The 9760-nt window shown below is 53.7% G+C and carries 7 protein-coding genes; 5 read left to right on the forward strand and 2 right to left on the reverse strand.

What is annotated here, in order from left to right; translation table 11 throughout:
- Nucleotides 1-28 precede the first annotated feature (28 nt).
- Both nrdE and nrdI read right to left on the reverse strand, forming a co-directional pair.
- Nucleotides 29-2113 carry a class 1b ribonucleoside-diphosphate reductase subunit alpha gene (nrdE, locus tag LOS79_RS00095; protein ID WP_315415395.1) on the reverse strand — a complete coding sequence of 695 codons (2085 nt, stop codon included), beginning with the start codon at nt 2111-2113 and terminating at the stop codon, nt 29-31.
- The gene (nrdI, locus tag LOS79_RS00100) at nt 2100-2459 is read right to left on the reverse strand and encodes a class Ib ribonucleoside-diphosphate reductase assembly flavoprotein NrdI (RefSeq protein ID WP_315422579.1); all 360 of its coding nucleotides are present in this window, start codon (nt 2457-2459) and stop codon (nt 2100-2102) included. Before nrdI ends, nrdE begins: the two co-directional genes overlap by 14 nt.
- A 404-nt stretch (nt 2460-2863) precedes the next feature.
- On the opposite strand from nrdI, the gene LOS79_RS00105 reads away from it, so the two are divergent.
- From LOS79_RS00105 to LOS79_RS00125, 5 genes are all read left to right on the forward strand, one after another.
- Nucleotides 2864-3823, forward strand: a complete 960-nt coding sequence (locus tag LOS79_RS00105; protein ID WP_315415396.1) for a carbohydrate ABC transporter permease — start codon at nt 2864-2866, stop codon at nt 3821-3823.
- Complete coding sequence (locus LOS79_RS00110) at nt 3823-4671, forward strand: carbohydrate ABC transporter permease (protein WP_315415397.1); 849 nt, start codon at nt 3823-3825, stop codon at nt 4669-4671. Before LOS79_RS00105 ends, LOS79_RS00110 begins: the two co-directional genes overlap by 1 nt.
- 124 nt (nt 4672-4795) lie before the next feature.
- Nucleotides 4796-6553: a sensor histidine kinase gene (locus tag LOS79_RS00115; protein WP_315415398.1), complete on the forward strand. Its 1758-nt coding sequence runs from the start codon at nt 4796-4798 to the stop codon at nt 6551-6553.
- A complete protein-coding gene (locus LOS79_RS00120; RefSeq protein ID WP_315415400.1) occupies nt 6531-8138 on the forward strand; it encodes a response regulator transcription factor in 1608 nt (535 codons plus the stop codon). The genes LOS79_RS00115 and LOS79_RS00120 overlap by 23 nt, the downstream gene beginning before the upstream one ends.
- Nucleotides 8139-8252: 114 nt before the next feature.
- Nucleotides 8253-9593 carry an ABC transporter substrate-binding protein gene (locus tag LOS79_RS00125; RefSeq protein WP_315415401.1) on the forward strand — a complete coding sequence of 447 codons (1341 nt, stop codon included), beginning with the start codon at nt 8253-8255 and terminating at the stop codon, nt 9591-9593.
- Nucleotides 9594-9760 lie beyond the last annotated feature (167 nt).

The raw sequence follows: 9760 nt of genomic DNA on the forward strand, positions 1-9760 counted from the left end.
ATTCTCCCTTTCTGTGCCTGTGCTGTTCTTAGATCGAGCAGGCCAGGCATTCCTCGACAGACAGTTTGTTGGTCCGGGTGTAATACAGGGATTTCAGCCCTTTATGCGCCGCATACAGGTAAGAGCGGGCCAGCTCACGGGTCGTTACATCACTGTTCACATGCAGGACGGTAGAGATACCCTGGTCGATATGGGGCTGAATTTCCGCAATCAGGTCAATCACCTTGAACTGGTCCATCTGGTACGCGGATTTATAATAGAACACATTGTCCGGACGCAAATAAGGCATCGGATAGTATGTGGTCGAGTTCGCATAGGTACGGGTCTCGATCTGCTCCACAATCGGCATTACACTGGACGTGGCATTCTGGATATAGGAGATGCTCGCGGTTGGTGCAATCGCCAGACGGTAAGCATGGTACAGTCCGTTCTTCATCACGTTATCACGCAGCTGCTTCCAGTCTTCCTGGGTTGGAATTGCGATGCCCTGGAACAGCTCCTGCGCTTTCGCCGTAACCGGAGTGTAATCCGTTGTAATATAACGCTCGAAGTACTCGCCGCTCGCATAATCGGATTCAGCAAATCCGTAGAACGTTTCACCCGTTTCCGCAGCAATCTCCATACTCTTCTCAATCGAGTGGAAGTTCATCGTCATGAAGAAGGTGCGGGCGAAGTCGCGGGCCTGCTCACTTTCATAAGCGATCTTGTTCTTGGCGAAGTAGCCGTGCAGGTTCATTACGCCAAGGCCGACCGAGTGCATCTCTTTATTCGCTTTGGCTACACCGGGAGCGTTCGAGACGGTAGTCATATCGCTGACTGCGGTCAGGGCGAGCATGCCTTCATGAACGGATTCGCGGATTTTGCCGTGCTCCATGACGTTCACGATGTTGAGGGAAGCCAGGTTGCAGCTGATATCGCGGCGGATGACATCCTGCTCTCCGTAGTTGTTGATCTCCGAAGTCTCCTGCAGCTGGAAAATCTCGGTGCACAGGTTCGACATCTTGACCTGGCCGACATTCTTCAGGGCGTGGGCGCTATTTGCATTGCTCTTGTTCATAATATAAGGATAGCCCGATTCAAGCTGGATCATGGCGATTTTGGTCAGCATGTCGCGTGCGCTCATGGCGATTTTCTTTTTTACGCGCGGATCGGCGAGCAGGGTATCATACATTTCATCCAGATCCATATCATCAAGATGTGTGCCGTACGCCTGATACACGGTATAAGGAGCGAACACATGCAGCGGCTGATTATCCTGTGCCAGCTTGTAGAAGCGGTTCGGCACGATCAGGCCGATAGACAACGTCTTCAGGCGTGTTCTTTCGTCGGCGTTGATCTTCTTGCTGTCCAGGAACTCCAGTACATCCCAGCCGAAGATGTTATAGTAAGCGGCTCCAGAGCCTTTGCGCTGGCCCATCTGGTCGGCATAGGAGAAGCCGTCTTCCATCAGCTTCAGGACAGGCATAATGCCCTTGGCTGCATCTTCAACACCCTTGATCGTCTCGCCGCGCGAGCGCAGCTTGGACAGATTGACGGCAACGCCGCCGCCGATCTTGGACAGCTGCATGCAGGTGTTCAGCACGTAGTTAATCGAGTTGAGCGAGTCATCCATCTCCAGCAGGAAGCAGGAGACCATTTCGCCGCGGCGGCTTTTGCCGGCATTGAGGAAGGTCGGCGTAGCCGGCTGCAGGCGCTGCTCCATCATCGAGCGGGCTAACGTACGGGCAGTCTCCACATTGCCGCGTCCCAGATGCAGGGCCACGACCGCTACACGGTCCGGATAGTGCTCGAGGTATTGCTTACGGTCATTGGTTTTGACGGCATAGTCTGTATAGAACTTGGAAGCCGCCATATAGGAAGGGAACCGGAAATTATATTCGTGGGCAATCCGGTAGACATCCTCCATCTCAGCCGCGCTGTAACGGTCGTACAGGTCCTCGTAGTAATCATTTGCGATCATATAATCAACCTTGGCTTTCGTATCCGTGAAGGTCAGGCTGCGCCGCCCTACCTCTGCCATGAACTCGGCTACCGCCTCCTGGTCCTTATCAAGCTGGAAAAAGCCGCTCTCGTCTCTCTTCATTAACATGTTGTTCAGTTCAATATGCCGCAACCCGGCTCACCTCCTGTTTAATTCTTTCCACATCACCGAATGTCCCCGACAGCTCGAACTTGCCGACTACCGGTACGTTGTAACGCTCTGCAATCAAATCTGCGCTGTGCGCGTACAGCTCTCCCCAGTTCTTGTTGCCGCTCGCGGCAATGCCTTTAAGCCGGGAATGGTTCTTCTCTAAGAATGAAGAGACTTTCGCTGGAATCTGGCCGAATCCGGTGGTATATGTAACAAGCACGTAAGGCTCGTCAATCGTCATATGCTCTTCAATCTGCACGGCCGGCAGCTTCAGCTTATTGATGAACCGCCGGACATTGCCGGTCTTGGAGTCGTAAGCAATCAACATCATTCCTAACCTCCTATAACAGATAGCGCGTTTCACTTGACAAATGAGAACGGGCCTTTTTACTGGATTTATTGGCTTTTCTATTATATACACTATATTTAGATGCGTTTAATCATTTTACTACCATATATTGAAAAGTCAATAGGTTTACGGACCCTTGCGGCCGCCGGAAATGGCGCCAAAACAGGCTGAAATCAAGCCCCGCCTGGCTTCTAATCTCTCAGAATTAATTAGTATTTTTTTTAAGTATTTTTGCAGCCGGTCTGCGTAACCGCTATCCTGTCTTTGCCCGCAATTGATGAATAGTGAAAGAAAAGCATTCATTACTCTCCTTCAAGCCTTGAACAGGCCAACCTATAATGAAAGAAACGTTCCGATACAGAAGGAAGATAGGAGTAAAGTTCATGAACAATGCTGCTGTAAAGCAAGCCCCTGCGGGTTCTTTGAAACCGGTTCCGTCCGGCAAAAAGCGGATCAAACGCTGGGAATCACCACTCGCCGGGTATCTGTTTCTCTCGCCGTGGCTGATAGGGTTCTTCCTCTTGACCCTGGGGCCGATGGTGATGTCGATGTATTACTCGTTCACCGATTACTCGCTGCTGGAAGCGCCGAAATGGGTCGGGCTGGCCAATTACACGCGGATTTTCACCCAGGATGATGTATTTCCGTCTTCACTCAAGATTACGATTACCTTCGTGCTGCTGACCGTGCCGCTGCGCCTGATGTTTGCCCTGGCGATTGCCATGCTGCTGAACCGGAAGATCAGGGGAATCAGCTTTTACCGGACGATGGTCTATTTCCCGTCACTGATCGGCACAAGCATCGCGGTATCCATTCTCTGGAAAAATATTTTCAGCCGCAACGGCTTCATCAATGACTTCCTCTCGCTGTTCGGCATTAAAGGGCCGGCCTGGATTGCTGATCCGAAGTATGCGCTGGGTACGCTGATTCTGCTGATGGTGTGGCAGTTCGGCTCGTCGATGATCATTTTCCTGGCCGGACTTAAGCAAATCCCGGGTGATCTGTATGAAGCTTCATCCGTAGACGGGGCAAGCAAATTCCGCCAGTTCATCTCGATCACACTGCCGATGCTCTCGCCGATCATTATGTTCAATGCCATTCAGACGATGATCAATACGTTCCAGATGTTTACCCAGGCCTTTGTCATCACAAACGGCGGTCCGGTGAAATCCACATTTGTCTATGTAATGTACCTGTATGAGGAAGCCTTTACCAAGTTCCATATGGGCTATGCCTCGGCGCTGGCCTGGGTGCTGCTGGTGCTGATCGGCCTGTTCACCGCAGTGCTGTTCGGAACTTCGAAATATTGGGTGTTCTATGAATCGCAAGGAGGCAAGAAATAATGGAAGCCACCAGTTCTAGCAAACGTATCGTTACGCATCTCTCGCTTCTGGTTGTCAGTCTGATTATGATGTACCCGATCTTCTGGTGGCTGGGCGCCTCGCTGAAGACGAATGCGGAGATGAGCTCTGCGAATCTGTTTCCCAAAGTCCCCCACTGGGCCAACTTCTCCGAGGGCTGGGTCTCGGTGCCGAACTTTACGTTTGCCCATTTCTATCTCAATACGTTCGAGCTGGTGCTCGGCGTGCTGTTCACAAGTGTAATCTCGTGCAGTCTGGTTGCCTTTGCCTTCTCCCGGCTGGACTTCCCGCTGCGCAATTTCTGGTTCGCCATCATGCTCGTGACCCTGATGCTGCCGACACAGGTAACGATTGTCCCGCAATACGTGATGTTCAGCGGCTGGGGCTGGATCAACACCTATCTGCCGTTCTACATTCCCCATCTGTTCGCAGGCGGGATCGGCGGCCCGTTCTTCATCTATCTGCTCGTCCAGTTTATGCGCTCCGTCCCGAAAGAGCTCGACGAGGCGGCCAAAATCGACGGCTGCTCCTGGTTCAGCATTTACTGGAGAATTATGATACCGCTCGTAAAGCCTGCTCTGGTTACCGTTGCGATCTATGCCTTCCTGTGGAACTGGGATGATTTCTTCGGGCAGATGCTTTATATTAATACTGTTGAAAAATATACAATCAACCTCGCGCTTAAGCTGTTCATAGATTCGCAGGGTTCAGTGCCGTGGGGCCAGATGCTGGCGATGTCGCTGCTGTCCATTACTCCGTCCGTGCTGATCTTCTTCCTCGCCCAGAAGCATTTTGTGGAGGGGATGTCTGCGGGGGCGCTGAAAGGCTAGCCGGCGGCCTCTGCCGGATTGTAAATAATTATAGGCAACAATTTAAAGCTGCGATGACTCGCGGCTTTCTTTTGCGATTACTCGCCGTTTTCTCTACAGATCAGAAATTCAGGAGGTTTTCCGCATGAGGGTCAACCCCTTCAAAACGCTGCGTATCGATGTTGTGTTCTTTTTCGGCTTCGCGCTGATTGTGGCGGCTCTGGTCAGCGTGACTGTTTTTTTCAGTTATGTAAGCGGGTCCAGGGAAATTGCCGACAATACCTCCTATTACCAACAGAAGCTGCTCATTGAGCTGCACAAGAAGCTGAACACCAATCTCGCAGATATTGAACAAAGCTCCAACACCGCTGCGCAGAACCTGAGTGATGCATATGAGAAAATGCTGGACGGCACGCAGTATGACAAGGTGCGGGGACAGGCAGGCATCCGCTCCCAGCTTAACAATTATGTCTACGGCATGCCGATTCTGCAGTCGATTCATGTCTATTCCGATATGAAGCCTGCTTACAGCGTGCAGGACTATGTCCAGTTTCTGCCGCTGGCCCAAATGGAGCAGGAGGACTGGTATGAGGATCTCCGGAGCTCCGACTACAGCTGGCTGAGAGAGCGGACCATCAAGACCAACAGCGGGGACACCTCGGTCATCAGCTTCGCCCGCAGGGTCTATAACCGCTTCAACCGCTCGGTTGCGGTGATGATCTTTAATGTGCGTGTGCCGGTGTTCCAGTCGCTGATTGCTACGGAGGACAACCGCTCTAATCTGGCACTGCTGGATGCCACGGGCAAGCTGATTACAGCGACCGGTGATCCGGCCTTCTTCCTGGATAATGAGGCACAAATAGAGCGGCATCTGGAATCGCAGACGAATGGCGCCAAGCGGACCGGCGATGAATTTCTGGTCTGGTCCTCCTCGCTGGATTCGCAGTGGTCGCTGGTGGAGATCACCTCCTGGAGCCAGATTACTGCGGGCAGCCTGAAGCAGACCCAGATCATTCTGGCTCTTGGAATCGCTACCATCGTGCTGATTCTGCTGCTGGCTGTGTTCCTGTCACGCCAGTTCGTCAAGCCGATCGGGCTGCTGCTGAAGGCGATGAGCAATTTCTCCCTGAGCAAGCGCACGCCGCTGCCGGAGGATTACAAGAATGAATTCGGCCGTTTATTCCAGGGCTACGAGAAGCTGACTTACCGGATCGAGGAGCTGTATGAGAGCCTGGAGGAGCAGCATGAGCGGCAGCGGGCCGCCGAGATCAAAGCGCTGCAGATGATGATTAATCCCCATTTCCTCTACAATTCGCTGGATCAGGTCAACTGGATGGCGATTGAGGCCTCGCAGCCGCAGATCAGCAGCATGCTGGCGCATCTGGGGCAGTTCTTCCGGCTGGCCCTCTCGAACAGCGACAGCCTCGTGCCGCTGTCAGAGGAGCTGGCCCATATTGAGAGCTATCTGCAGTTCCAGAAGATCCGCTGGGAGGAGGGCCTCGACTACCGCCTGCGGATAGAAGAGGAGTGCAGGAATCTGTTTGTCCCCAAAATCATTCTGCAGCCGTTCGTCGAGAATGCCTTCATTCACGGCTTCCACGGCAAGCGGCAAGCTTCATTGTCTATTGCAGCCAGCGTACAGGCGGAGGGGCAGCTGCTGCAGATTACCGTGACTGATAACGGGCGCCAGCTGCAGGAGAACTGGCAGGAGAAGCGCAGCGCCAAGGGCGGATATGGTCTGCGGAATGTCCGCGAACGGATTACTGCGCTGTTTGGGGAGGCTTACGGCTTCACCCTGGGCAACTCCCCGCAAGGCGGCACACAGGCCGTTATTCTTCTGCCGCTAGTCTATACACCATCGCTGAAAGGGGGAGCTGAAGATGTGGAAAGTAGTGATCATTGATGATGATTTCCAGGTCGTCCGGGGCCTGCGCAAGGTGATTCCCTGGGCGGAGCTGGATGCCGAATTCGCCGGTGAAGCTATCGACGGCGAGGCAGGGCTGAAGCTGATCGCCGAAGTTAATCCGGATATAGTGCTGACAGATATTTATATGCCCGTAATGAACGGGATTCAGATGATTGAACAGCTGAAGGCGGGCGGATTCGCCGGACGGTTTGTCATCTTGAGCGGCTACAATGATTTCGAATATGCCCGGACGGCGCTGCGCCTCGGGGTAGATGATTATTTGACCAAGCCTGTGACGGTGGAGCAGATCCGCAGCGTCCTGTCGGAAACGATTGAGAAGCTGGAGGAAACCTATCTGCAGCGCCTGGAGCTTGGAAGCGCGCCGTCCCCGGAGCGCCGCGAAGCATTATGTCTCGAAGAATGGCTGGCAGGCGAGCTGAACGGCTGGGGCCAGAGCTCCGCAGTATCAGTGCCGCCCGAGCTGCTGCGGGAACGGAAGTTCACGGTGCTGATTATGGAGGTGCTGTGGACTGAACGCATCCGCAGCATCTCACTGGCGGACTGGAGCCTGTTCAAATTTGCCGTATCCAACATCGCCAGTGAGGTGTTCAGCCGGGAGTGGCCGGAATTCTGCTTCGTCTGGCTGTTCGGCAATCATGCGGCCCTGCTGCTGCCTTCTCCGGTGCACCAGGCTGAGGCGGAGATTGTCCAGGCGGCCGGACGGCTCGGGGAGCTGATGGTCGGCAGCATGAAGACCTATCTCGGGCTTGAGGTCCGCTTCGGAACCGGAGAGGTGAAATCCGGCTGGAGCGGCATTAAGGCTTCCGGTGAAGAGGCCATGCAGCGGATGTTCGCCAAGCAGCCGCAGCAGGGGCCGTCCGGTGACGGGGATACCGCCGGGGAGGCCTCAGGCAGCGGGCCAGCTGAGCGTGCCGGCGAAATGCCGCTCTTGACCGATTATTATCAGAGCATGACCAAAGCGCTGCGGGAGGACCGCGATGATGAGGTCATGCAGCTGATTAGGCTGTATCTGCAGCATAGGCAGCCGGCCCAGCCTGATCCGGTATCCTTCCGGATGCTGGCAGCCGAGGTATGGACGATGCTGCATAATATTATGCTGATGGCCGGGCTTCCGGGCCGGAGCGACGAGGAAGGGCTGGCCCTGCGCGAGCTGAGTGAGCTGACAGAGCTGCCGAAGATTGAAGACTGGCTGGAAACGCAGATCCGCAGCCTGCGCAGGGCGCAAGCACCGGCGATTCAGGAGAAGCACCGCAAGGCCGTACAATTCATGACCGAATATATCCATAAGCATTACGCTGAAGATATTACTCTGGAGGTTCTGGCCTCGCAGCTGTATATTTCCAAGAACTATTTAAACCAGCTGTTCAAAAAAGTGACCGGCGAGACCTTCACCAACTATGTGATCCGGGTGCGGATTGAGAAGGCCAAAGCACTGCTGCTGGAGGGCAACCACCTGATCTATGAGGTGTCGGAAATGGTCGGTTACCAGAATGTTCCTTATTTCAGCACCCTGTTCAAGAAGTATTGCGGGGTCAGTCCCAGCGAGCTGATCAAACGCTAGTTTGAAGTGGATATTGAAAGATTTGTGTTCATTACTCTTCTATACGCTAATTGGCCCCGATGATAATATCGACCTATAAATGTTGGCTAAGCTGACAGAAGGGGGAAAAAGGAAATGCAGAAGAAGGTTAAGAAGAGTTTTCTTGCAATCGCTTTAATGACAATGGTTGCCGCTACAGCAGCCTGCGGGAACAACAGCAGCAATACTACAGAGGGGGGCAGCGCACCTGCGGCAACAACAGCCCCGGCAGCTTCGGCTGCAGGCGGAGACACCGGCCAGCCGGTTACACTCACCGTAACCTGGTGGGGCTCACAGGCGAGACATGATGCTACATTAAAGGCGCTTGACCAATATAAGGTGCTGAACAGCAATGTTACATTCCAGACACAGTTCTCCGGCTGGGACGGCTATTTCGACAAGCTGGCAGTGCAATATTCAGCCAAAAGCGCGCCGGACATCATCCAGATGGATGCGGCTTATTTGAATGACTACGCGGCCAGAGGGCTGCTGGCGGATCTCAAGGATGTCAATACGGATAATATCGAGGGAGCTACCACAGACGGCGGTAAAGTAAACGGAGTACAGTACGCCATGCCGCTGGGGGTTGCCGCACTTGGAATGGTCTATGACAAGACTGTGGTCGAGAAGCTGGGCCTGGAAGCGCCGGACTTCGGCTGGACCTGGGATGATTATTATGCATTCGGTGAAGCGGCGAAAGCGAAGCTCGGCGAGGATAAATATGTGTTCGCTGACCAGAGCGCCGATCTCGTAGACTATACTGCCTATCAATACAGCATGGGCAAAGGTTATATCTTCGATGCCGACGGCAACCTCAGCATTGATAAGGATACATGGATCGGCTTCATGACCAAGATGAATGAGCTCCGCGACAAAGGCATTCTCACTCCGGCGGATATCACTACGACCGATAAAGAGCTTGACCCGCAGCTGGACAGCGTCATTAACGGCAATGCTGTGGTGCGCCATCTGTTCTCTAACCAGGTAGGCTCGATTGAAGCACTGAAGCCCGGTGCCTTCGGTTACGCCTCCATGCCATACGGTACCGAAGCAGGCGGCTGGCTGAAGCCGGGAATGTTCTGGAGTGTCAATGCCCAGTCGGCCAACCAGGCTGAGGCGGTCAAGTTCGTGGACTGGTTCGTAAACAACGAGGAAGCCGGCAAGACACTGGGCCTGACCCGCGGTACACCGGTTAACTCCAAGGTAATAGAAGCACTTACGCCTACCTTCAGTGATGCCGACAAAACTTCGCTTGATTTCCTGAACAAAGTCACGCCGGATGCACAGCAGTTCATCAATGACCCGCAGGGCTGGGGGAACTTCAAGAACGACTATAAGACGATTGTCGAGAAGCTGCAGTTCAAGCAATCCACTCCGGACAAAGCTTACGAAGAGCTGCTGAAGCTCGCCGAGCAATACGCAGCAGAAACTAAATAATGGGGAAACGAGACCAGTCGCCCGGGCGGCTGGTTTTTTAATGCATACCTGATTTCCCCGGTCAAAAGCTGAATGTATGTATGCGGAAGCGCGGATACTTTTCCGGTGAAATAACGGCGCTGATGTCCGCAAGAACCGGAACTCTGGCGCTTTTCGACAGCTTAAGG

Source organism: Paenibacillus sp. MMS20-IR301 (genome assembly GCF_032302195.1).
In the GTDB taxonomy this organism is placed as follows: Bacteria; Bacillota; Bacilli; order Paenibacillales; family Paenibacillaceae; genus Paenibacillus_AQ.

Coding starts and splice junctions, on each gene's coding strand:
- nrdI (WP_315422579.1), bottom strand. CDS start 2,459: ATGTTGATTGCTTACGACTCCAAGACCGGCAATGTCCGGCGGTTCATC.
- LOS79_RS00105 (WP_315415396.1), top strand. CDS start 2,864: ATGAACAATGCTGCTGTAAAGCAAGCCCCTGCGGGTTCTTTGAAACCG.
- LOS79_RS00110 (WP_315415397.1), top strand. CDS start 3,823: ATGGAAGCCACCAGTTCTAGCAAACGTATCGTTACGCATCTCTCGCTT.
- LOS79_RS00115 (WP_315415398.1), top strand. CDS start 4,796: ATGAGGGTCAACCCCTTCAAAACGCTGCGTATCGATGTTGTGTTCTTT.
- LOS79_RS00120 (WP_315415400.1), top strand. CDS start 6,531: ATGTGGAAAGTAGTGATCATTGATGATGATTTCCAGGTCGTCCGGGGC.
- LOS79_RS00125 (WP_315415401.1), top strand. CDS start 8,253: ATGCAGAAGAAGGTTAAGAAGAGTTTTCTTGCAATCGCTTTAATGACA.